Source organism: Streptomyces ziwulingensis, assembly GCF_039542605.1.
In the GTDB taxonomy this organism is placed as follows: Bacteria; Actinomycetota; Actinomycetes; order Streptomycetales; family Streptomycetaceae; genus Streptomyces; species Streptomyces ziwulingensis.
On sequence record NZ_BAABIG010000061.1, the window covers coordinates 1 to 22,985 of the forward strand.

Below are 22,985 nucleotides of genomic sequence, written 5' to 3' on the forward strand. Positions count from 1 at the left end.
GCGCCCCCCGCCGCCCTTCCCGCCACCCTCATTCAACTGATCGTTGAGCCGCGTCGCCGTGCTCCTCGCGCCGTCCTCCGCCGCCTCGAAGACGTCGGACAGGGACTCCAGTCCCTGTCCGGCGTTGGTCACGGCCGTACCCACACCCAGCACACCGCTTCTGACAAGGGCCGACTGAGGGTCGTGCTTGCCCTTGAACTGCTGGCCGAACTTGTCGTTGCCGGCGGGGTCGTTCAGGGCTTCGAGCTGATGCTGCACACCCTCGGCGAGCAGCCTGAGCCTCTCGGCCACGGGTCCCAGCGCCCCGGCAGCCCTCAGCAGTCCGTCGGTGTCGACGCGCAAGTTCTCCTGCGGCATGTCTCTCACTCCTCGGCGGGAAGGCGGGTTCGGCGGGGACGACGGGCGACGGGCGACGGGCGACGGGCGACGGAGCCAGGGTGTGAGTCGAAGTGGGTCAGTTGTGCGCGATCCTCGGACCGTCCCCGGTGTCCCGGGAGATGCGGCCCTGGTCCACGTACTCCCGTACCGCTTCCGGCATGGCGGGATCGCGCGGCATCAGCCGGCCCACGTCTGCGGTACCCCGCAGCAGGTGCTCGGCGTCCAGGCCCTCGGGCAGGTGCGGTGTCATCACCTGGGCCAGTTCGGCGGTGGCCTTCGCCCTCGCCTCCTGGACGGTGGAGACCACCAGGTCGGCCAGTTCCTTCGGCGTCATCCGCCGGTAGGCGTTGGTGGGGAACTCCACCGCGGTCAGCTCGCCCTGCGGGCCGACCGTCACCTTCATCGCCTGCGCCTTGGCCGTCGCGGTGCCGGACACCTCGCGCATCCTGCGCTGCAACTCACCGATCTGCTCAAGCTGCGCCCGGTAGGTCGCCTGCAGTTCCTCGATCTGCTCGTCGAACGGCGTGGACATCCGCTCACTCCTCCTCCGGCCGGTGATCTTCCGCCCGGAGCACTCCGGGGCGCGGCCGGCTCGACGCCACCGCACTGCACCCAATGAACACGAACCGGGCAGTGCGGGAAAACAGCAGGTCCGTGGGGCTGCCCGGTTGAACGCCGACACTGTCCGAAAGGACGGCCGCACCTTGGTGCAGAAGTCGTGCACCAACAGGCTCCGTTCGGACGGTCCGCGAGTGGCCCGCCGCGCGGCTCCCTAGCCTGACCCGCGTGCTGTCAGGCCGAACGGCGAGCGGACACCCGAGTCCGGCGCGTGCGGACAGCATCCCCACCAGCCGCCCTCTGGAGCCCGACGTCATGGCTGCCCACCGAGTCCTCCTGTCCACCGGGTCCGCACGACCGTCCCACCGGGCACACCGCCTTGCGGAGCGGCGGCCGGGACGCCCGGCGGCTCCCGACGGGCTGCTCCCCACGCCGCCCGACGACCACGAGAAGTACTCCTACGTCGTGCGCCGCACCTGGCTGCTGACCACGCTGTCGTTCCTCGGCTTCGTCTGCGTCCTCTACAGCCAGGTCGACTCCGCCCGGCACGGACCGTGGATCTGGCTGTTCGCGCCGGTCCTGCTGCTCTCCGCGCTGGGTTTCCTGATCTCGCTGCGGCTGGACCTGTTCACCTCCGACTTCGACGTCAAGGCGCACCGCGCGCTGGTGCGTTCCTGGTCGCCGCGCGAGTACCCGTCGGTCGACGTGTTCCTGCCGGTGTGCGGCGAACCCATCGAGGTGCTGCACAACACCTGGACCCATCTCCAGCGCCTGGTCGAGGCGTACCCGGGGACGGTCTCGCCCCTCGTCCTGGACGACTCCGACAGTCCGGAGGTCGCCGCCATGGCGGACGACTTCGGCTTCCGCTACCTGGTGCGGCCCAACCGCGGCTGGTACAAGAAGGCCGGCAACCTGCGCTACGGATTCGCCCGCTCGGAGGCCGAGTTCATCCTGATCCTGGACGCCGACTTCGTCCCGCGCACCGACCTGCTGGAGGAACTCCTGCCGTACATGGACGCCGCTGAGGACGTCGGCATCGTGCAGTCCCCGCAGTACTTCCGCGTGCTGGACCAGCAGAACTGGATCGAGCGCGGCGCGGGCGCCGTCCAGGAGTTGTTCTACCGCTCGGTGCAGGTCTCCCGGCAGCGCAGCGACGGCTCCATCTGCGTCGGCTCCTGCGCGGTGTACCGGCGTACCGCGCTCGCCGAGGTGGGCGGCACCAGCCTCATCGAGCACTCCGAGGACATGCACACCGGGTTCGACCTGCGGGCCCGCGGCTGGGACCTGCGGTACGTGCCGCTCGCGCTGGCCACCGGGCTGTGCCCGGACACCATCGGCGCGTACTACAACCAGCAGTACCGCTGGTGCATGGCGTCCATGAGCATGCTGGGCAGCCTGGAGAACTTCTGGAAGGTGCCGATGCGCTTCGCCGGCCGCCTCTGCTACATCTCGGGGTTCGTCTACTACATCGAGACGGCACTGCTGGTCTTCACCGGGCCGCTGATCGTCTCCGTGCTGCTGCTCTTCTTCCCCGAGCAGGTGAAGTTCACCGACATGCGGCTGCTCCTGCCCGGTGTGCTCTACCTCGTCGTGGTGTACCCGCTGTGGCACCGCAACCCGTACCGCCTGGAGGCGTGGGCGACGCGGGTCCTCTATAGCTGGTCGCACGTCTTCGCCATCTGGGACGTGCTGCGCCGCCGGGCCATGGGCTGGCAGCCCACCGGCTCGGGCGGCGCCCGCCGGAACAACACCCGGCGCCTGTGGACGGGCATCTGGGCGTGGACCGTCCCGGTCACCGTGCTGTGGGTCGGCGCCGCGGTGTGGCGGATGGCCACGATGGTGCCCGAGGACTTCGCCCTGCCGCTCGCCTCCGGTCTCTTCTACGCGGCCGCGGTGCTCCGCGTCGTCGTCCTTCCCCGCCCCGAGGAGCCCACCGCCGGGGCATCGGCGGCCGAGTACTCGGTGGCCGAACACTCCGGGGCCGAGCGCTCCGCGGCCGGGATGGATGCGGCCGGTGCCGCCGCGCCGTTCGCCGGCGCGCCGGAGAGGGCCTCCGTATGACCGCCGTCGCCCGCAGGGACGCGCTGCGCTGGACCCTGGCCGCGGCGGCCTCGGCGGCGGTGTCGGCGGGCTGCGCCCCGAGCCGTACCGCGCCGATCGGCGCCGGCGGGGAGGGTTCCGAACAGCGGACGGCGCCCTACGTCCCGTTCGACGTCACCTGGCTGATCCGGCCCAAGCGCGACCGCAAGTACCTGGGAGTCTCCTTCGCGGGCCGGCCGGTGACGGCGGGCTTCCTCGGCCTGTGGGCCGAGCGGACCGGGAAGGCGCCCACCCTGCTGTCCCAGCGCTTCGCCTGGGGCGAGGACTTCCCCACCGACCAGGTCCAGGCGGTGTGGCGGCAGCGGATGCTGCCGTTCCTCACCTGGGAGCCGTTCGAACCGACGCTCCGCGAGATCGCCGAGGGCCGCGAGGACGACTACGTGCGGCGCACCGCCGTGGCCGTCCGCGACCTCAACGTGCCGATCGCCCTCAGCTTCGCGCACGGCATGAACGACGACAGCCGTCCGTGGGGCACCGGCGGGGCCTCCCCGCGGGAGTTCGTCGCCGCGTGGCGCCGCCTCCACGACCTCTTCCAGGACACGGGGGTGTCGAACGTCGTCTGGGCCTGGAGCCCCACGGTGACCGCGAAGCCCCGGGTGCCGCTGAAGCCGTACTGGCCGGGTGACGCCTACGCCGACTGGCTGGGCCTGACCGGCTACTACACCAAGGCCGGCCCGCACGCCTACGACACGCTCTTCGCCCCCGCCGTGCGGGAGGCCCGCGCGTTCACCCGGGCCCCCGTGCTGCTCGCGGAGACCGCGGCGGCGCCCGGTGCCCGCAAACCGAAGGACGTCGAGAACCTGCTGCGTGCCGTGACCGGCCGCCGGGACGTCGTCGGCTTCGTCTGGTGGGACGCGCGGCAGGGGACCGACTGGCGGATCGACAGCGACTCCGGGGCGCTGGCGGCCTTCCGCCGCGGCGTCGCCGACGACCGGTTCGGCTTCGACGTGAGGCGCCCATGACGACCACCGACGACCGCGGGCCCGCCACCGGCGGGTACGACAGCGAGTCGACCCTCCAGTTGCGGGTGGCGCCGGTCCGGGGCCCGCACCCCGCCCCCGGTTACACCTTCGACGAGATCACCCGGGCGGACTGGGTGCTCGGCCGGATGCCGGACACCGGCTGGTCGGCCGCGCCCGGCCGCCGCCGCACCCTGGTCGCCCGCGTCCTGCTGGCCTGTCTGCTGCTGGTGCAGGCGACCTTGTCGCTGCGGCTGCACAACTCCGCCTTCGAGGACGAGGCGTTGTACGTGTACGCCGGGCACGCCATGATCGACCACCTGTTCCACGGCGCCCCCGACTACGGCGGTTTCGACACCTACTTCTCCGGCTCCCCCGCCCTCTACCCCGTCCTCGCCGCCTGGGTGGACTCCGCCGCGGGGCTGACCGGGGTACGGCTGCTGAGCCTGGCGTTCATGCTGGGCGCCACCGCCCTGCTCTACTCCTTCACCCGCATGTTCTTCAACGAGCGCACGGCGCTCTGCGCGGCGGGCATCTTCGCCTTCGCCCAGTCGACGCTGTTCCTGGGCAACTTCGCGACCTACGACGCCATGTCGATCTTCCTGCTGGCGCTGACGGCCTGGATCCTCGTCCGGGTCGCCCCGGGCCACTGGGCGCTGTCGCTGGCCGCGGCGCCGGTGGCGGCCTTCGCGGTAGGAGTGAAGTACGCCTCCGCGCTGTACCTGCCCACCCTCGCCGTGCTGCTGGTGCTGGTCGCCCACCGGCGGCTGGGCACGCGTCAGGCCCTGCGGCGCGGCGCGGTGTTCACCGCGGGCGTGACGGTACTGCTCGGCATCGCCCTGCTGAGCACCGACTACCTGCAGGCGATCCGGAGCACCACGACCGAGCGGGCGCACGGCACCACCTCCCTTCTCGATCTGGCCTGGGACTGCGTCAGGTGGGGCGGGCTGCTCTTCGGCCTGGCCTGCCTGGGCACGGTGCTGTACACGCGCCGGGCCGGGCTCGGCGAGGTCCCCGGCCGGCGGTGGGCGGCGCCGGTGCGCAACTGGCGGCTGGCGCTCGGCACGGTCCTCACCGGCACCGCGCTGCTGGCCCCCGCCTACCAGATCCACCTGCAGACCAGCATCTCGCTGCACAAGCACATCGGGTACGGCCTGCTGTTCGCCGCCCCGATGGCGGGGGTCGCCCTGACCCGCCTGATGGGGGCGCACTTCCGCCTCCCGCAGGCGGTCATCGCCGTCGGCGTGCTCGCCCTCACCTTCGGCATGTCGCAGTCGGCGCAGAACTACGGTGTCTGGCCCGACACCACCTATCTGATCCCGGAGCTGGCGAAGAACGTGCGGCCCGGGCAGAAGTGGCTGGGGCAGCCGCACGAGGGGCCCGTCTACTACCTCAGTGACCAGGGCCTGACCGACTACACCCTGTGGACCTCGATCTTCTACATCGACTACGCCGGGCGGAAGGACAAGCACCTCAGCGGTCCGGAGGGCTACCGGGCGGCGATCGAGGACGGTTACTTCGACGGGGTGGTGCTGGACTGGTCCGACCAGCCCGGTGACGTCCAGGCGCTGATCCGCGACGAGATGCGCCGCACCGGCCGGTACCGGCTGGGCAGCGCCCTGACGTACCGCACCTCGGTGGGCACCGGGCACTTCGAGATCTGGCTCCGCCTCCCCGCCGCGCACGGCTCCTGACCCACCGCCACGCGCCCGGCTGGGGGCGCCCTTCCGTGATCCCTGCCCGAAAGGGCACGGACACTTCCCCGCCGGGCGGCGGCAATGTCGGCGATGGCCGGTTTCTATATCATCGGCCCGGACGTCACGCCGAGATCCAGACCGCGGCGCGGACGAGCGGGCTCAGTACGACCACGGAGATACCGCGGATGAAACGCAGTCAGGCGACAGGGACGGCCGACCCCCGGCCCTCGTCTCCTTCCGGCGGGGACACCCGGCGTTGACCTCGAAGAACCGGGACGGCGGCGGTACCGCCGGCCGGAAGCGGCCCTGGCTGCCGTCGAGAACGCGCCCGGCACCGCCCCCCGTCGAGCAGCACCACGCGCCCGCCGGGCGGCCCGCGGACACCACCGGCACCGACACCGCGCGCCTCGCGGTGCGGCGGGTCGGCCACACCTGGCTGGTGCACCCGGCCCTCGGCTCCGACCGCCAGTCACGGCTGTTCGCCGCCGGTCTCGCCACCGACCCCGAGTACACCCTGGTGGTGGTCGACCTGCCGGCCGGATGGCCGCTGGACGCGGTGGAGGAGGCCGTGGCGGGCGCGGTGCCGACCGGTCCGCGCGGGCTGCGCGTGGTGTTCGGCAGGACGCCGGACCGGGGAGCCGTCACCGCGGGGCTCCGGCTGGCGCAGCGGCTGGGGAACCACGTGGTCGTCCCGGACGGCGTGGTCCGCCCCTCCGCCGGCGGCACCCTCTTCATCGGCGCCGACCGCGGCCGGGGCTGGGTGCTGTGCACACCGCAGGGCCAGGTCCGGTACGTCTCCCGCCGCTTCCCCCGGCCCGGGTGGGACGAGAGCCTGCCGGACCGGCCCCGGCCGGTGGGACCGTCCGCCGTGGCCGAACCGCTGGGCGCCGGGGTGTGGATACGTCCGGTGCGCGAGGACGCCGGCCGGCACCGCCACCGCGGTCACCTGGCCGCCCGGCTGCGCGGCCGGAGCGACGCGCCCACCGTCGTGATCGGTGCTCCCGGCGGTCCGGAACCGGTGCTGGAGGACCTCGCCCACTTCTGGCGGAGCCTCACCCAGGAGACCGCCGGCTGCGCGCCGCGCGCCGTGCTGTACGGGCCGGTGCGCCGGCCCGGGGGCCGCCCCTTCGGCGCGGCCCTCGCCGCGCTGACCGGTGAACCCGTCCATGTGTACAACGGCTTTCCCGTCAGCGATCCGCTGGTCGGCCGGGCCCCGTCCGACGAGGTCCTGCTCCTGGGCGGGGACGGCACCCCGGGCCGGCCCGTCTTCGCCCGCGAGTACCTCCACCTCCCGCCGGAACCCGGGGCCGCGCCCCACCCGATGCTCGCGGTGGACCACCGCTGGCCCCTCGGTCATCTGCCGATGCTCCGCCAGGGCCTGTACCGGGGCGGTCCGAGCGTCGCCCTGGAGGTGCTTCCCTGGGGCCTGTGGATCCGCCCCTCCGTCGAACCGGCGCACGCCGAGGCGGTACGCGCCGCGCCCGCCGACCCGCACCACGAGCTGATCCTGTGCGACGACAGCGTGCCGGGAGAACTGCCCCGGCTGCAACGGCTGGCCGAGGACGTCGTCCGGCGCCTGCCCGCCGAGAGCGGCCTGCTGGTCCGCGTACTGACGGCCGCCCGCCCGTGGGGCGCCCCGGCCGACGAGGCCGCCGTGGCCCCGGCGGCCGGTGACGGTGGCGGTGGCGGTGGCGGCATGACGGCCCAGGTCGGCGCTGTTCAAGGCGGTGATGACGTGGGCCGTGACGACTCGGGCCGGGTGGTCGCGGTCGACGGCCCCTCGACCGCGGTCGCGGTCCGCGAACCCGGCCGGGCTCTGCCCGCCACCCCCGCCGGGCCCCGTCCGGGGGCGGGTTCCCCGAAGGACGCGGCCGTCGTCGCCATGGCGCTGCGGCACGACCCCGGGCTGAGCGGGGACCTGCCGCCCGAGGCCGCCCTGGCCGGGCTCGTCGCCGTCCGCCTCCAGCTCACCGTGCACGGGTGGCACGCCGGGCTGGAGGAAGGGCGCCCCGGCGCGGGCCCGCCGCCGGTCGACGGCCCGGCGCTGGCCGGCCTGGCCCTGCTGCCCGTCCACCGGGGCGTGGTGGCGGTCCGCACCGACCTGGACCGGTCGTGGACCGGCTGGTACGAGGCGCGGGGCGAGGTGGTCACGCACCGCGTGTTCGCGGCGTCCCTCACCGGCAACCCCGGCAGACCGGGCAACGCCGACATCCTCATCCGCTCGGTCACCGGTCGCCGCACGGCGCTGCTGGAGCCCGAACGGCCGGACCGGGTGCTGTTCCCGCCGGGCACCCGGTTCGAGGTCGTGGAGGTACGGGACCGGCCGGGCGAGCGCGTCGTCGTGCTGCTGAGCGAAATACCGGCCGTCGCCGACCGCCGCGGGCGATCCGCGCCGCGCGAGTTCGAGGAGGCCCTGCGGGTGTGGCGGGCGGACGAGGAGAGCGGCGTCGTACGCGATCCGGCGCCGGACCCGTTCGCCGGTCCGCCCGGACCGGCCGCCGCGCCGGGACGGTTCCCGGTCGCGGCCCGGCCGGTCGCGCTCAGTGGGCGGTTCCGCTGACCCACAGGACGGTGCCGTCCTGCTGGATCACCACGTCCCCGTCGCTCTGCAGCACCAGTTCGGCGCCGTCGTGCCCCGCGGTCCCGGAGGACCAGGCCGTCTGGTCGTCCGCCGTGTAGACGACGAGGTGCCCGTCGGCCTGGAAGACCGCCTTGTGCCCCTTGCCCTCGGTGTGCGAGGACCAGCGGACCGTGCCGCTCTCGTCGGTGACCACCAGGTTGCCGTCCTCCCGCATGGACAGGACGGCCCGCTCCGACTCGACCGACTGGCCGATCTCCAGCACCCGGGTCGCCTGTACGACCGTGTCGCCCTGCGCCTCGGGGGCTTCGGTGCCCGCCTCGGTGGCCTCGGTGGCCTCGGTGCCGGTCTGGGTGGTCCGGGTGGTCTGTATGGTCTGCGCCGCCGGGTCGCCCGGGTCTCCCGGGTCGGGCGTCAGGGTCCGGGCGGCGGGGTCGGACGTCGCCTCGGGCGTCGTCGCCTCCTCGGTGACCTGGGCGGCCTGGGCGACCGGGGCCGGGGTCTCTTCGGGTTCTTCGGCTTTCTCGGGTTCCTGCGCGTCCGGGGTCTCGTCCGGGCTCGCGAGGAGCGCGACGGCGGTGTCCGGCTGCGTCGTACGGGCGGACAGCGGTACGGGGGTGACGGCCGCCGGGGCGTCCGAGTCCTCCGCGGTGTCCGACTCCGCCGGCGACTCCTCGCGCGCGATCGTCACCCGGTCACGGTCACGGTCACGGTCGCTGGAGGTGGTGGACGGCGCTTCGGCCCGGCGGGTGCTCTCCTCGGAGGACCCCGTGCCCTGGCGGGAGGACGAGGTGCCCGCGGCGGGGTGCGGGGCGCGGATGCCGGGGCCCTGGTAGGTCTTGCGGGGCGAGACGGGAATGGTCGAGTCCGGGTCGGGCGAGGAGGACGAGGAGGCCCGGGGCTCGGGCGTCCGGTCGGGCCGGGCACTGCCGGCGGTGGACTCCTGCGAAGGCTGGGGGGTCGGGACGTCGAGGGTGAAGTTCGGGCTCGTGTTCCCCGGGGAGGCGCTCTCGCGGCCCGAGGCCTCGTAGTCGACCTCGTTGTCGCTGTCGTTGCTGTTCAGGGCCAGCGGCAGCGCCACCAGGACGGCCCCGGCCACCGCCGCCGCGGCGAGCAGCGGCCGATGGCCGGACCTGGTGCTGGTGGTGGGTTCGGTGCCCTCCTCGCCCGCGTCGTCCGCGCCGCCGCCCGGCGGTCCCTCGGGCCGCTGTCGGCCGTGCCACTCCAGCAGGCCGGGCCGCGGCTCGGTGCGCCGCGTCGGTCGTGCGACGGGCTCCTCGGCGGCCGGGGCGGACAGGACGACCGCCCGCCGCATCCTCAACTGGTCGGTGGCCTCCGGTGCGGTGCCGCGCCGCGGCGTCCTGCGCTCAGCGGACATGTTCTTCTCCTTCGCGGTGGGATGGGGGCCGGCCCGGCGAGGCCGGCCGGGGTGTCAGGTGCCGATGCCTCTGTCCGGGAAGCGGATGGCCGGCGGTCCGGTCAGCCGGGGCGGCCACGGGGCGGTGGCCCCGCCCGCCGGGCTCCGGTCCGCCGCCTGCGTCAGTTGGGCCAGGGTGCCCCGGTCCTGGGCGTCCTGTTCGCCGGCGCGGGCGGCCGTCTCGGCGTCGGCCACCTCGCGCAGCAGTACGGTCGTCGCGTCCGGGCCGCCGTGGGTGCCGAGGACCCGGAAACGGGTTCCGGGAGCGAAGACGACCTCCTCGGCACTGCCCGCCCCGGGAGCGGTGTACAGACTGCGCACGCGTCGGCCGGTCACCGACCAGATCAGGTACCGGTGGGTCCCCGACGGGGGTGCGTGCTCCAGCTCGTACGTGGCGACCGGTCCCGGCGCGTGCAGTTCCCCGCCGGGCGCCGGTGTCCGCGCCCCCGGCGGGAGCGCGCCCGCGTCGCGGACGACGACGCCCCGGTACGACGGCAGCCGTCGCAGCCCGGACGCCAGACAGGCCAGGAACGGGTGGGCGTCGTCGGAACCGGACGCCAGTCGCCACTCCAGCCAGCTCCAACTGAGGGGCCCGTCGTCGAGGCTCAGGAAGGAACGTACGGCGATGAGATCGGCGAGCACGGCCTCGTCCTGCCCGGGGACGCGCAGCCCCGGCATCACGGTCAACGTGCGGGTGACCGCGGCCTGCTGCTGCCACCACTGCTCACCGGCGAGCCCCCGCAACGCCTGCCGCTCGGCGACACCGCTGCGGTGCAACGGCCCGACCCGCACCGGAGCGGCGCCGGGCGCCCTGGCCTCCCCGGCGGCCACCCGGCCGGGCACGGGCGGCAGTCGCGGCCCCCCGACCGGCGCGGAAGACCCGGCCGACCCGGCCGGTCCGGTCATCTGAGCGGGGAGCACCGGCGGATGCCCCGGTGCCGTCCCCCGAACCGGAGACACGGCCGGACCCCGGGGCCCCGCCACCGCGGCGGGAGCGAGGGGCGAACCTCCCCCGTGCACCGCCGCCGGAGCCGGAGCCGGAGGCCCAGCCGGGCGCCCCACGCCCGCGCCCGGGGCAGCAGGCACGGACGGATGCCCCGAACCCGGCGCGGGAGGCACGGGCGGCAGCCCCGGGCCGGTGACCGACGCGGGAGGCACGGGCGGCAGCCCCGGGCCCACCACCGGAGCGTGGGAGACAGGCGGGCCTCCCCCGTACGTCGCCGGCGCGGGAGGCACGGGCGGGTGTCCCGGGCCCGCCACCGGGGGGAGGCCGGCCGATGGCGGTGGCGTCGCCACCGGGACCGGTACGGCGGGTGCGGCCGGAGCCCCCGGGGCGCCGCCGCCCGCCGTGACGGCCTGCCCGGTGGCGGAGAGGGCGGTCGGCCCCCCGGTCGGCGCCGCCCGCTGAGTCCGCCAGGACGCGGATACGGGGCGGCCGGCCGGGCTGCCCGCCGGACGGGTCGCCGCGAACGCCTCCGCGAACCCCGGCGGCACCGCGCTCCGCACCCGGGAGCCGGGCGGCGTGACCGAACCGCCGACGCCACCCGACGCGTTCACCACCGCACCGCCGACAGCCGCCGGCCCGAGCCCGTCAGCACCGCCGGCTCCTGCCGTGGAGGACCCCCCGGAACCACCCGGAGCCGACGGAAAGGCCGCCGCGGAACCACCCGCCCCCGACACGGAAGCCGCCCCAGAACCACCCGCCCCCGAAGCCACCCCGAAACCACCCGCCCCCGACGAGGAGGTCACCCCAGGTCCACCCGACACCGGCACGGAAGTCGCCGGAGTATCGCCCCAGGCCGACGGGGAGGACGCGGCGCGGCCACCCGGCGCCGCCCCCGAGCCGCCGGCCGGCCCCCCGGTGGCCCCCATGCCCCTGCCGGACGGCACCCCGGCGGACCCCGTGGCCCCGCCCGACGTCACGCCGAGGGACCCGGCGGAGCCACCCCGCGCCGGGCCGGACGACGTGGCGCCGCCGGACGGCGACGGTGAGGTCAGCGTCGGGCTGTCCGCCCCCGCCGGGGGCGGGGCCGCGACGTGGCGGATGCGTACGCTCATCGGCGAGGCGTGCCAGGGCGCCTCCGCGGGGACGTCCGGCTGCGACGCGGACGGACCCGCGGGCTCCGTCCTGCCCGGCGCGGACCCGGCCGCCCGCGTCTGCGCGCCGTCCCGGCCGGCCGGCTCCGCCTCCTCGCCGACGGCACCCGTCTCCCCGTCGTACACGAGCGCGAGACCGCGGCGTTCGGTGACCCGGCGCAGGTGCCGCCGCCCCTGCGCGCCGCAGGTCCCCAGGACGTGGAGCGTCCTGCGCTCACCGCCCGCGGGTTCCAGTTCGCCCAGGAACGCGTCGAGCACCGGCCACAGGCCGTCGTCCAGCGGCCGGCCGGGCGCGCCGACGTCGACCACCATCGTCTCGGGGTCCAGCTCCCACCCGGCCGTGCCGGGCCGCGGGTCGTCCCGGGGCCCCACCCACAGGCCCGCGCGGGTGACGACGACCTGCCACTCGTCGTCCAGCAGCAGCGCCCCGTTCTCGGAGGCGGCGGGCAGCCCGGCGACGGGCGGCCGCCACTGCACGACGCGCGGCACCGGGGTCCGGCCGTCCTGCGCCGGGAGGCAGGCGACCGCTTCGGCGTAGGGCCGCCACGACGGTTCGCCGTCCGCTCCGATCAGTACCACGGCCGTCTCCGCCACCGTGCCGTCGGCCGACTCCAGCAGGGCCGGTACCCCGCTGACCACCTCCACCTCGGCGCCGAGCAGTTCCGCGGTCTCCTGCCCGGTGGCCAGCAGGTCCCGCCCGTCGCCTGGGACCAGCCGGACGGCGGCGCGGGCCCGGGAGGGCAGCAGGTTCAGCAGCGCGGCCAGCGCCGGGCCGGTCACCGGGGGCGTGCCGGGAGCGCCGACGACGACGGCGAGCCGGTGTTCGTCCACCGGCAGGGAGGCGGCGACGGCCCGCGCGGCCTCGGTCAGCGGGCCCGGCCGCCGGATCAGTACGCCCGCGGGTACGGACTCGACGACGTGGTCCGCGACGGCGTCGGCGGTCAGGTGGGCCGCCGCGTCCTCCCAGTTCGGCACGGGGTGGCGCAGGCCCAGGGGCCGCGGCCGGTCGAGGCCGGGGGTGAACCGCCACCAGCCGCCGGTGCCGTCGGGTGCGGCCGGGGCGAAGAGGGAGCCGCCGGGTGCGACCACGACGGGCCCGGCGGGGGCGACGACCTCCACCTGCCACTCCTGGCTGACGCGTCGGGCCACGGCGGGCCGGCCCGGCCGGTCGGCTCCGGCCCCCGCCCACACCAGACGTACGGAGGTGACACCGGTCTTGCGGAAACCGTCCAGGACCGGCGCGAGCTGCTTCCACCTGCCCCGGGAACCGTCGACGCCCGCGCCGACCACCACGGTCGCCTGCTCCGGTCCGGCCAGCCGCAGGGCGTCGGCCGTGGCGGCGAGGTCCGCCGTCTCCTCGGCGTCGGAGCCGAGCAGCCGGACGGGTCCGTAGCCGTCCTGGCCGGAGGCACCGCCGAGCCGGGCGGCAAGCGTGCGCAGGGGGTTGAAACCTCCGTTGCGCCGACTCACGCGGCGCCGCCCGCAGCGCGGGCGGCACTGTCGGACCGCTCAGCGAGTGTGAGCCGGTCAGCAGTCTCGCTCATGACCTTCCCACCGCTCGCCGTCACCTCGTCATCGCAGCAGAGGCACCCGGCGGCCCACAAGCGGGGCGGCCGGGTCGTGCACTTTTGTACGGCGCTTCGTGCACGAGTCGACAGCGGGCCGGCGGCGCGCGGCCGGCCTCGGGCCCCGGCCGCCGCCGGCCGCGTGGCCGAAGAGGCGAAGTGAGTGCCTCGCCGGGCACACGGGCGTCCGTTCGGCACCGGGTCCGCCCCTGATCTTCCATGATCGCCGCGAGTCGATCTCAAACATCGAACCTCACACCTCGAACTGCACACCTCGAACTTCACACCCGAACTTCACACCCGAACCTCACACCTCAAAAGACCGACCAGGAGCGATCGTGTCCATCCGGAACCGGAACCGGGTCATCGCGGGCGGCGCAGTCGCCCTGGTGGCCGTCACTCTGGGCGGTGTTTCCCTGGCGCTGGCCGACAACTCGGTCGACGGCCAGGAGATCTCCGGCCAGATGACGTACTACAACGACAGTGGGGCCGGCGCCTGCGGCACCCAGGTGGACGCGGCCTCCGAGGAGCTCGTCGCGGTGTCCCACGAGTGGTGGACGTCCGCCAACCCCAACGAGGACCCGCTGTGCGACGGCGTCTCCGTCAAGGTGTCGTACGAGGGCAAGACGATCACCGTGCCGGTCAAGGACATGTGCCCGTCCTGCGACTCCGGTCACCTGGACCTCAGCCAGCCCGCGTTCGAGCAGCTCGCGCCCCTGGACAAGGGGCTCGTCAAGGGCATCACCTGGAAGTTCGTCACCGCGGACGGCAGCGACCTCACTCCCGCGGCCACGCCCTCCGGCGGAACCGCCCCGGCCGGCCCGCACACCGGCATGGGCTTCCCCACCCGCTATGCCGCGCCGTACGTGGAGACGTGGAACTCGCCGTCCGCGCTGGAGGAGGCGCGTGCGGCGGGCCTGAAGTACGCGACGCTGGCGTTCGTGCTGGACGGCGGCGGCTGCAAGGCCACGCTCAACGGCAACACCCCCGTCACGGACGAGGGCTGGCTGGCCGCGGTGACGGGGCTGCGCGGTTCGGGCGGTGAGGTGATCGCGTCGTTCGGCGGCGCCTCGGGTACGGAACTGGGCCAGGCGTGCGACTCGGTGGAGGCGCTGCGGGAGCAGTACCGGTCGGTCGTGGACGCGTTCGGTCTGTCGCGGGTGGACTTCGACATCGAGGGCGCCGGGCTGGCGGACAAGGCGTCGGTGCAGCGTCGTAACCAGGCGCTGGCCGGGCTGCAGAAGGAGATCGAGTCGGCCGGCGGCCGGCTGGACGTGCAGTACACGCTGCCGTCCGGCCGCAAGGGCCTGGAGGCCGACGGGGTCGCGTTGCTGCAGGACGCGGAGAGCGCCGGGCTGCGGGTGTCGCTGGTGAACATCATGACGATGGACTACGGCGGCGCGGTGGCGGACATGGGGCAGGCCGCGATCGACGCGGCGACCGGTCTGCACGGGCAGTTGGGGCAGATCTGGCCGGCCAAGTCGGAGCAGGAACTGTGGGCGGCGCAGGGCAACACGCCGATGATCGGGGTGAACGACACCCCGGGTGAGACCTTCACGACCGCCGACGCCGAGCTGCTCGCGAAGTTCGCCGTCGACAAGGGCATCCAGCAGTTGTCGTTCTGGGCGGCCGGCCGGGACAAGGCCTGCCCCAGCGCCGGCACCCTCTCCGAGGACTGCAGCGGCACCGAGCAGGAGCCGTACCAGTTCCTGAAGACCTTCAACACCGTCAACACCACCGCCCCCGGCGGTACCGCCCCCCTGGCCGTGCCGAGCGGGCCCTCGTCGAGCCCGACGGCCACCGAGTCGCCCGAGGAGGAACCGGCCACGCTGCGCGACGCCATGGTCCCCGCGAGCCCCGACACCACCACCGGGAGCATGCGGATGGGCGGGGTCGCGGCCACCTCCGGCAAGACGATCGAGAACGCGTTCACCACGGGCTACACCTGGTTCGACAACACCCCCCGGGGCAGCGCGCAGATCTCCGACCCGGTCGTCCACCAGCAGGCCGGCGGCACCGGCACCTACGCCGACCCGATCACCGTCGCCGTCGGCCACAGCAACGAGGGCGGCAAGGACACCCTGGACTACCCCGCCGGGACCCGGTTCTACATTCCGAAGGTACGGCGGTACTTCATCGTCGAGGACGCCTGCGGTGACGGCGGCAGCCCGCAGAACGGGCCCTGCCACAGCCTGGACACCGCACCCGAGGGCGCGACGACCTGGCTCGACATGTACGTCGGCGGCGCCGAAGGCGACGACGAGGACGCCGTCCAGGACTGCACCGGCACCCTCACCGGCCTGACCACCGCCGTGCAGGACCCCGCCGACGACCTGCCGGTCGTCAAGGGCGCCCTGTTCGACAACGGCAAGTGCACCGAGCTGTACGACAACTGAGACCGAGGAGACTGACACCGTGCGCCTGCGTGCGCTTGTTCTCGCCGCCGCCACCCTGGCGGCCCTGTCCTGCCCCGCCGCCACCGCCACCCCGGCCCTCGCGTCGACCGGTACGTCCGGCGTGACCGGTGTGACCGGTGCTGCCACCGGCCGTGCCGCCTGCTCGCCCTCGACGGACATCCAGCGGTTCTCCGACACGCTCGACAAGACCGTCTTCGGCGGCGTGCCGGTGGCGGAGATCTCCGGGTTGGCCGTCGACCGCGACCACCGGCTGCTGGCCGTCGCCGACGAGTCGCACCTGTTCACGCTCGACGCCGGGGCCCGGCGCGTGGAGTCCGTCCAGGCGCTGGCCGACGGGCAGGGCCTGCCCCTGGATTCCGAGGCCGTCGCGGTGGACCGGGACGGCACCCGGCTGGTGGCGTCCGAGACGGAGCCGTCCGTCGCGCGCTTCAGCCGGTCCGGTGCCTTCCTCGGCCGGCTCGCCGCGCCGGACGCCCTGCGGGTCGCCCCCGCGGGGCGGGCGGTGCGCAACCAGACCTTCGAAGGGCTCGCCCTGCTCCCCGGCGACCGCACCCTGGTGGCCTCCATGGAGGGCGCCCTCACGGGCGACGGGGCCGACGTCCGGCGGCTGCAGACCTGGACCCGCGGGTCGGCGCACGGCGGGTTCCGCCCGGCCCGGCAGTACGCGGTCCGGGCCGACGCCGGTCTGACCGTCTCCGACATCACGGCGACCCCGGACGGCCGCCTGCTCGTCGTGGAGCGCGGCTTCACGGCGGGGGTGGGCAACACGGTGCGGCTCCAGCTCGTGGATCTGCGGCACGCCTCCGACGTCGGCGGCGTGGCGCGGGTCGACGGTGCCTCGGGCGTCCGGTTCGCGCGCAAGACGCTGCTGGCCGATGTCGCCGACTGCCCCTCGCTGGGGGCCACCAGCGCCCAGCCGCAGCCCAATCCGCTGCTGGACAACATCGAGGGCGTCACGGTGACGGGCCGCACCCGGGACGGGCGCCTGCGGCTGCTCATGGTCAGCGACGACAACCAGAGCGCCGGCCAGAAGACCCGGCTCTACTCGCTGACGACGCGGTTGCCGCGTCGCTGAGACGACGGCCAGGACGACGGGCCCGCCGCGACCCTCGCGGCGGGCCCGTCGTCCTCGCTCACGCACGGAGGAGGAACCTGATGGGCCGCATCAGCGCGCACACCCGTACCCGTAACGAGCGGGCCGTCCGGGACGCCATGGAACGCATCCTGTCGGGCTGCCTCGGCGAGGACCCGCGGTCCGGCCTGAAGACGCTGGCCGACGAGGCGGGAGTGCCCCGCAGCGGGTTCTACCCGCGCCTAAAGCCCGACGGGACCAGCGTCCCCGGCCCCTACCAGCACCTCGCCACCGAGTTCGCCCGCCGGCTGAGCGCCGTGCGCGCGGAGCGGGCGGCGGCCCCGGGGTGCGGGCCGGCGGCCGCTGGCTAGGGGACCTGCGCCCGCGAGGCCGGGTCCGGGTTCCGGTGCGGGTCCGGGTGCCATGCGTGCCAGGCCCGGGTCAGTTCGCGCACCGCCGCCCGGTCCAGTCGCTCGTCGGCCGGTGTCGCGTGCGGGCCGGTCTCGCGCATCATGACGACGCCGGGGACGGCGGAGTCGACGTCGAGCACCCGGAACCGGGAGCCGGGCAGGAACAGCACCCGGTCCGGGCAGAGCGGGTCGAGCAGGTCGGTACGGCGGCCGTCGGCGGACCAGATGAGGAAGTCGGTGTTGCCCGGTTCGTCGCCGGGGCCCAGGGTCGACGCCTCGCACGCGTTCGGGTCGGTCACGACCGGCCGGCCGGCGTACCACTGCCGCATCGGCTCGTCGAGCGTCGTGCGCAGCCCTGTCGCCCCTTGGTGGACGGGGAGCATCCGCAGCCCGCCGCGCAGCAGTTCGTCGGGGACCCCGGGTGCCGCCGTCCCGTCCGGTCCGCCGCCCGCCAGTCGCCGCAGTACGGCGGCGAGTTCGGCGGGGGCGTCCGGGTGCGGGTCGGCCCCGGCGAGACCGGGGTGCCTGCGCAGGATCTCGGCCGCGAGGGAGAGCAGCCCCAGGTGCCCGCCGGCCGAAGTGGCGGGCGGGCCGGGCGCGCCGGGCTGCGGCCGGGGCGCCGCGGCGGCGGTGGTGAGGGGGCCCGCTGCCGGGCGGGGGGAGCCGGGGCCCGGCGCGGGGACGACCGGTGCGGGGCGGCCGAGCGGGGCCGCGGGGCGGCAGACACCCACCCGTACCGTCCGGCGCAGGTCGGACGGGAAGGTGCGGACCAGGTCCTGGGCGAGCTGCCGAAGCCGGGGCAGGTCCTCCTCGGACCCGGCGTCGCACAGGACGCGTTCCCGTTCCGGGTCCGGGTCGGCGGACCGTACCTCGGCGGCGTGCGCGGGGTCCGGCGCGAGGCGCACCCACAGGCCGCTGGGCACCACCTCGACGACCACGCCGTCGGCGAGGCGGTGGGTGCCGGGACGGATCTCCGGCAGGTCGCCGAGCGGCCACCGGTGGACCGCCGCGTACGGGACGGGCGGCGCGCCCACCGTGTCGCTGGGCGGCGGGTGGACGAACTCGCGCGCCCGCAGCGGCCGGCCCGGTGTGCCGTCGTCCCGGACCAGCAGCACCTCGCCGGAACCGGCGTCGGAACCCTCGGGACCCTCGGAGCCGGCCGAGCCGCCCGCGCCCCGGGGCAGGCCGCTCAGCATGCGCACGGGTTCGCCGAGCACCTGGGCGAGTACGTCTGCGAGGTGTCTTCCTCCGCTCAGGCGCCCGGGGCCGTAACTCGCGAACCGCACCGCCGGGCGCAGGGGCGGGGGCAGTTGCTGCCAGAACCGGGCGATGTCCGCCACCGGCAGCGCCGGCTCCCCGGGCACGCCGATCACCACGGTGACCGACTCGGGGGACACCGCCGTACGGCCGCGCAGGGCCGACCGGTGTGCGGTCCTGGCCGGGTTCTCCTGAGCCGCGTGCAGCCAGACGCCCGCGGGCAGCGGCTCCGCCACGGTCCCGCCGAGGGACCAGGGCCGGTCGGGGAGGGCGGCGGCCCACGGGAGTCTGGGGAAGGTCCTGGAGTCGTGGGTCCCGAGTGCTCCGGGTGCGCAGCGGATCCACCCGGGGCCGCGTTCGGGGGGGATGAACAGTCCGCCGCCGGGGATCGGCTGCGGGGTGCCGGCCGCCGCGATCACCGTCCGGCCCAGGTGGTCGGCGAGCCGCCTGGCCACCTGCGCGGTCTCGCGGCGGGGCGGCCGGCCGAACACCACCCGCAGGCCGTCGCGCCCGGCGGGGACCGCGCGGGCCACCCGGTCGACGGTGTCGTCGTCCGCCCCGTCGGGCAGATCGACCACCAGGACGGTGCACTCGGGGTCGGGCGCGAGGCCGGCGGCGAACGCCAGCGCCCGCTCGTCCACCGGCCCGGCGGGGGCGATCAGCCATGCCGTGCCCGCTCGGTGGGCTCTGATCCCGTCCTCGGCCGTGCTCCGCCCGGCGGCGGCCGCCGGGCGCCGGATCGTTTCCGCTCCTGTTCGAGTGCCGCTCATGTCCTGCTTCTCCGTGGGGACGTGTCTCCCGGTCCGGAACGGGTGCGACCGCCCGGTCCCGGGACGCGGGCCGCCCTCAGTCCTTGGCGAGTTTCCAGAACCGGAAGACCGTGGAGGCGTCGAGGCAGTATTCGACGCCGTCCCGGACGTTCTCGCGGACGACGGCGTACTGCTTGGCCTGCCACACCGGCAGGATCGGGATCTGTTCGGCCACGATCTTCTGGAGCCGGCCGTAGTCCGGTTCGGTGGCGCTGCGGTTGCTCTCGATGGCCGTCCGCGGGATCAGCCGGTCGGTGATCGTGCGGTTCTCGAAGCCGTTCTGCAGCACGTTGTCCTCGCCGAAGAAGGGCGCGGTGAAGTTGTCGGCGTCCGGGTAGTCGGGCACCCAGCCCTTGACGTAGACGCCGTACTCGCCCGCCGAGATGCCCTTCTCGTACTTCTCGTAGGGCACGGACTTCATGTCGGCCTCGAAGAGTCCGCTGGCGTTGAGCTGTTCGGCGATGGCCGCCAGTTCGGCGTCGGTGGCCGGGCCGTACCGTGACGGGGTGGACCACAGGGTCAGCCGCACCTTGTCGGTGATGCCGTCGGCGCGCAGGGCGGCGGTGGCCTCGGCGGTGGAGGGGCGGTCGCCGTAGATGTCGAAGAAGGCCGTGCTGTGTCCGGCGATGCCGGCCGGGATGATCGAGTACAGCGGGATGGCCGTGTCCCGGTACACCTCCTTGATCAGGGCGTCGCGGTCGAGCAGGTGGGCCATGGCCTTGCGCACCGAGAGGCGGCCGGTCACCGGGTCCTTCATGTTGAAGACCAGGTGCTGGACCTCGGCGCTGCTGCCCTCGACCACCCTGACGTCGTCGCGGTCGCTCCCCAGGTCGATGTCGGCGATGTCGTCCGCCGACAGGCCGCGGTAGGCGATGTCCACCTCGCCGCCGAGCAGCGCCTTCTTCAGGGCCTGCTGGTCGCCGTGGAAGAACTTGAGGGTGACGCCGGTGTTCTCCCTCTCGGCGGTGCCCGTGTACTCGTCGTTGACCCCGAAGTCCGCCTCGGTCCTGCTCAGCCCTTCCAGTGTGTACGGCCCGGAGCCGACGGCGCCGTCGTCGTCGCGCAGCCGGGTCCGCGGGTACTCCCGGTGGTCGACGATGGAGCCCGCGCCCGAGGCGATCTTGCTGGGGAAGGTGGCGTCGGGGACGTTGAGGTGGAAGACGACCGTCCGCTCGTCCGGCGTCCGCACGCTGTCGAGGGAATTGAACATGACCGCCGGACCGGAGGGGTCGTTGATCCGCAGCATGCGGTCGAAGGAGAACTTGACGTCGCGCGAGGTGAGGTCGTTGCCGTTGGCGAACCGCAGGCCCTCCTTCAGCGTGCACGCGTAGACCCGGCTGTCGGCGTCGGTGAAGGAGCACGTCTTGGCGGCGTCCGGCTGCGGCTCGGTGCCCCCGCTGGGGAAACTGAGCAGCGACTGGAAGACGTTGTTGAACAGCATCCACGAGCCCGGGTCGTAGCCGGAGGCCGGGTCGGTGGCCAGCACCTCGTCGGAGATGCCGACGACCACCCGGGGTTCGTCGCCCGTCCCGATGATGGTTCCGCATCCCGTCAGCAGGCCGAGGGCCAGCCCGGCGGGGACGAGCGGACGTGCCCACGGGTAACGCCTGTTCACTTCAGGTGTCTCGTCTCTGGTGTGCGGTGGGGGGCGGGAGGCGAGGAGGTGAGGGGGTGTCACATCGCGGTGCCGGTGGACCACAGTACGGTGCCGCCCTGCTGGACGACCACGTTGCCGTCGGCCCGCAGCACCAGTTCGGCGCCGTCGTGGCCGTCGGTCCTGGAGGACCACGCGGTCTGTCCGTCGCCGGTGTAGACGGCCAGGTTGCCGTCGGCCTGGAAGACGGCCTTGGCACCTTGTCCGGCGGTGCCGGACCACCACAGGGGGGTGCCCTTCTTGTCGTAGAGCACCAGGTTGCCGTCGCCCTGGAAGATCAGGTCGACGCGGTTGGTGGACCAGCTCTGACCCGCCTCCAGGACGCTGGTGCCGTGCAGCACGGTCGTCGTCCAGTCGGGCTGCTGGGTGGTGGCGGCGGGCTTGGGGGTGGCACTGGCGCGAGAGGGCTTCGCGGTCGCGGTGCGGGTGGGGGTGCCGGACTCGGAGACGGCGGCCACCAGCCGGGCCTCCTGGGTGGGCGCGGTCGCCGCCACCTCGGCGATGCGGTCGCCCTTGTCGCCGGCCCTGCCGCTGTCCTTCGCCGCGCCGGTGGTGCCCGGCCGCGGGGACGCGCTGGTCGAGGGGTCGGGCTCGTCGGGGGTGTGGTCCGGGTCCACGTCCTCGGCGCCGGCCTGGACGGTCTGCGCCGGGGCGTTCTCGTCGAACCAGGAGGGGACGAGCAGGAAGAGGGCGCTGAGTACGCCCGCCCCGGCCAGTACCGGCTTGACGAGGGACGCCCGCGCGGCGGCGCGCCGCCCGCCGCCGGTGGAGTGGCCGTCGTGGCCCCGGGTACGGCGGCCGGCGGGCGCGGCGGCCGGCGCCGGGTCGGCGGCGGGCGTGATGTCGGTGCCGTGGCCGGCGGCGGGCGTCATGTCGAGGCCGTGGCCGGCGGTCCGGCCGGTGTGGAGGGCGTGCGCGCCGGGCTCTTCGGGCACCCAGGCGGCCAGGCGCCGGTCCGTCGTCTCGTCGGCCGCCGCGGGGGCCGGTTCCGCCGTGCCCGCCTCGTCCGGTGCGGCGAGCTGCCAGGGCAGTTCGCTCTCCCAGACCGCCTGTCCGCCCGACGGCCCGGCGAACTCGTCCGGACGCGCGGCGTCCGGCTCACGGTGGCTCATCTGCATGCCTTTCCCGGTCGTGCGGGTGGGGTCGATCGACGGCGGCCGAGGTCGACGGCGGCCGAGGGGGTGCGCTCCGCCCGGTGGTCACAGGCCCGCGCCCGAATCCTAGGGCCGGTGTCGCGGCGTACGGGCCGGTGACCACGATGCCTGCACGGACGTGCAGCAGCCGTACCCTTCTCGACACACCTCCCGGCGCCCGCGGTCACAGGATGCCCATACGGATGGCGTAGGCGACGGCGTGGGTGCGGTTGCGCAGTTGGAGCCGCTTGATGACGGACTGGATGACGCTCTTGATCAGGCGCTCCGAGTAACTGAGCTTGGTGGCGATCTCCACCGTGTCCATCCCCTCGGACAGCAGCCTGAGCACGTCGACCTCGCGCTGGGTCAGGTCCACCGGCAGCAGTCCGGTGGGGGAATCGCTCTTCTGCATGGTGCGCATGCGGTCCAGCAGCAGGTTCATCAGCACCGGGGGGACGGTCGACCGGCCCTGGTGCGCCTCGACGGCGGCCGCGAGAATCTGGCTGAAACTGGTGAACGGCCGTACCAGGAAGCTCACCAGGCCGTGGTTGACCGCGAGCGCGAGCTGCTGTTCCGAGATCTGGTCCGCGACCAGCACGATCCGGGTCCGTCCGCCGGTGAGCTGGGAGGCGCGGCTCATGGTGGAGAGCGTCTTGCCGCTGACCGAGGCGGTCAGCACCACCAGGATGTCGGCGTCGGCCAGTTCGTCGGCGGTCAGGACCCTGACCCGCTCGTCCGCCTCCAGGAAGGACACCGTCCCGTCACGGGTCAGAAGGTCGTCGGCCTGCACGACGACCGCCGGAACAGGGCGTGCTTCGATCTTGACGTCAGGCATGGGACTCCTTGTCGAGGCGCGGCACCGCGCGGGGGAATCGCGGAGCACG

The 22,985-nt window shown here is 74.6% G+C and carries 15 protein-coding genes; 7 read left to right on the forward strand and 8 right to left on the reverse strand.

Going from position 1 to position 22,985, the window contains the following annotated elements; all coding sequences use genetic code 11:
- Both ABEB00_RS27035 and ABEB00_RS27040 read right to left on the reverse strand, forming a co-directional pair.
- The coding region (locus tag ABEB00_RS27035; RefSeq protein ID WP_345622973.1) for a hypothetical protein at positions 1 to 357 on the reverse strand (357 nt) is incomplete at its 3' end.
- A gap of 97 nt (positions 358 to 454) precedes the next feature.
- On the reverse strand, positions 455 to 910 hold the full coding sequence (locus ABEB00_RS27040; RefSeq protein WP_345622974.1) for a YbaB/EbfC family nucleoid-associated protein: 456 nt from the start codon (positions 908 to 910) through the stop codon (positions 455 to 457).
- A 341-nt stretch (positions 911 to 1,251) separates the two neighbouring features.
- Between ABEB00_RS27040 and ABEB00_RS27045 the strand changes: the two genes are divergently transcribed.
- The 4 genes from ABEB00_RS27045 to ABEB00_RS27060 all read left to right on the forward strand — a co-directional run bounded on the left by ABEB00_RS27045 (position 1,252) and on the right by ABEB00_RS27060 (position 8,252).
- The gene (locus ABEB00_RS27045; protein ID WP_345622975.1) at positions 1,252 to 2,997 is read left to right on the forward strand and encodes a glycosyltransferase family 2 protein; all 1,746 of its coding nucleotides are present in this window, start codon (positions 1,252 to 1,254) and stop codon (positions 2,995 to 2,997) included.
- On the forward strand, positions 2,994 to 3,998 hold the full coding sequence (locus ABEB00_RS27050; protein ID WP_345622976.1) for a glycoside hydrolase family 26 protein: 1,005 nt from the start codon (positions 2,994 to 2,996) through the stop codon (positions 3,996 to 3,998). Before ABEB00_RS27045 ends, ABEB00_RS27050 begins: the two co-directional genes overlap by 4 nt.
- Positions 3,995 to 5,689, forward strand: coding sequence for an ArnT family glycosyltransferase (locus ABEB00_RS27055; RefSeq protein ID WP_345622977.1), 1,695 nt, complete (start codon positions 3,995 to 3,997; stop codon positions 5,687 to 5,689). The genes ABEB00_RS27050 and ABEB00_RS27055 overlap by 4 nt, the downstream gene beginning before the upstream one ends.
- A gap of 259 nt (positions 5,690 to 5,948) precedes the next feature.
- The gene (locus ABEB00_RS27060) at positions 5,949 to 8,252 is read left to right on the forward strand and encodes a hypothetical protein (protein ID WP_345622978.1); all 2,304 of its coding nucleotides are present in this window, start codon (positions 5,949 to 5,951) and stop codon (positions 8,250 to 8,252) included.
- Here ABEB00_RS27060 and ABEB00_RS27065 read toward each other — a convergent pair.
- Positions 8,233 to 9,648, reverse strand: coding sequence for a hypothetical protein (locus tag ABEB00_RS27065; RefSeq protein WP_345622979.1), 1,416 nt, complete (start codon positions 9,646 to 9,648; stop codon positions 8,233 to 8,235). The two genes, ABEB00_RS27060 and ABEB00_RS27065, sit on opposite strands and share 20 nt — an antisense overlap.
- A gap of 54 nt (positions 9,649 to 9,702) precedes the next feature.
- Positions 9,703 to 13,254 (reverse strand): hypothetical protein, encoded by a 3,552-nt coding sequence (locus ABEB00_RS27070; RefSeq protein ID WP_345622980.1) that lies wholly within the window; start codon positions 13,252 to 13,254, stop codon positions 9,703 to 9,705.
- 433 nt (positions 13,255 to 13,687) lie between these two features.
- On the opposite strand from ABEB00_RS27070, the gene ABEB00_RS27075 reads away from it, so the two are divergent.
- The 3 genes from ABEB00_RS27075 to ABEB00_RS27085 all read left to right on the forward strand — a co-directional run bounded on the left by ABEB00_RS27075 (position 13,688) and on the right by ABEB00_RS27085 (position 17,209).
- Positions 13,688 to 15,745: a cysteine/serine endopeptidase inhibitor gene (locus tag ABEB00_RS27075; protein ID WP_345622981.1), complete on the forward strand. Its 2,058-nt coding sequence runs from the start codon at positions 13,688 to 13,690 to the stop codon at positions 15,743 to 15,745.
- 19 nt (positions 15,746 to 15,764) lie between these two features.
- Complete coding sequence (locus tag ABEB00_RS27080) at positions 15,765 to 16,841, forward strand: esterase-like activity of phytase family protein (protein ID WP_345622982.1); 1,077 nt, start codon at positions 15,765 to 15,767, stop codon at positions 16,839 to 16,841.
- A gap of 80 nt (positions 16,842 to 16,921) precedes the next feature.
- Positions 16,922 to 17,209, forward strand: coding sequence for a hypothetical protein (locus ABEB00_RS27085; RefSeq protein WP_345622983.1), 288 nt, complete (start codon positions 16,922 to 16,924; stop codon positions 17,207 to 17,209).
- Here ABEB00_RS27085 and ABEB00_RS27090 read toward each other — a convergent pair.
- The 4 genes from ABEB00_RS27090 to ABEB00_RS27105 all read right to left on the reverse strand — a co-directional run bounded on the left by ABEB00_RS27090 (position 17,206) and on the right by ABEB00_RS27105 (position 22,936).
- A complete protein-coding gene (locus tag ABEB00_RS27090; protein WP_345622984.1) occupies positions 17,206 to 19,275 on the reverse strand; it encodes a hypothetical protein in 2,070 nt (689 codons plus the stop codon). The two genes, ABEB00_RS27085 and ABEB00_RS27090, sit on opposite strands and share 4 nt — an antisense overlap.
- A gap of 76 nt (positions 19,276 to 19,351) precedes the next feature.
- The gene (locus ABEB00_RS27095; RefSeq protein WP_345622985.1) at positions 19,352 to 20,929 is read right to left on the reverse strand and encodes an ABC transporter substrate-binding protein; all 1,578 of its coding nucleotides are present in this window, start codon (positions 20,927 to 20,929) and stop codon (positions 19,352 to 19,354) included.
- 59 nt (positions 20,930 to 20,988) lie between these two features.
- The gene (locus ABEB00_RS27100) at positions 20,989 to 22,080 is read right to left on the reverse strand and encodes a hypothetical protein (protein WP_345622986.1); all 1,092 of its coding nucleotides are present in this window, start codon (positions 22,078 to 22,080) and stop codon (positions 20,989 to 20,991) included.
- 205 nt (positions 22,081 to 22,285) lie between these two features.
- A complete protein-coding gene (locus ABEB00_RS27105; RefSeq protein WP_345622987.1) occupies positions 22,286 to 22,936 on the reverse strand; it encodes a helix-turn-helix transcriptional regulator in 651 nt (216 codons plus the stop codon).
- Between the last annotated feature and the right edge of the window lie 49 nt (positions 22,937 to 22,985).

Excerpts from the sequence above, each read along its gene's own strand:
- ABEB00_RS27090 (WP_345622984.1), bottom strand. The coding sequence starts at position 19,275 with ATGAGCGGCACTCGAACAGGAGCGGAAACGATCCGGCGCCCGGCGGCC.
- ABEB00_RS27100 (WP_345622986.1), bottom strand. The coding sequence starts at position 22,080 with ATGAGCCACCGTGAGCCGGACGCCGCGCGTCCGGACGAGTTCGCCGGG.
- ABEB00_RS27045 (WP_345622975.1), top strand. The coding sequence starts at position 1,252 with ATGGCTGCCCACCGAGTCCTCCTGTCCACCGGGTCCGCACGACCGTCC.
- ABEB00_RS27050 (WP_345622976.1), top strand. The coding sequence starts at position 2,994 with ATGACCGCCGTCGCCCGCAGGGACGCGCTGCGCTGGACCCTGGCCGCG.
- ABEB00_RS27085 (WP_345622983.1), top strand. The coding sequence starts at position 16,922 with ATGGGCCGCATCAGCGCGCACACCCGTACCCGTAACGAGCGGGCCGTC.
- ABEB00_RS27065 (WP_345622979.1), bottom strand. The coding sequence starts at position 9,648 with ATGTCCGCTGAGCGCAGGACGCCGCGGCGCGGCACCGCACCGGAGGCC.
- ABEB00_RS27105 (WP_345622987.1), bottom strand. The coding sequence starts at position 22,936 with ATGCCTGACGTCAAGATCGAAGCACGCCCTGTTCCGGCGGTCGTCGTG.
- ABEB00_RS27055 (WP_345622977.1), top strand. The coding sequence starts at position 3,995 with ATGACGACCACCGACGACCGCGGGCCCGCCACCGGCGGGTACGACAGC.
- ABEB00_RS27040 (WP_345622974.1), bottom strand. The coding sequence starts at position 910 with ATGTCCACGCCGTTCGACGAGCAGATCGAGGAACTGCAGGCGACCTAC.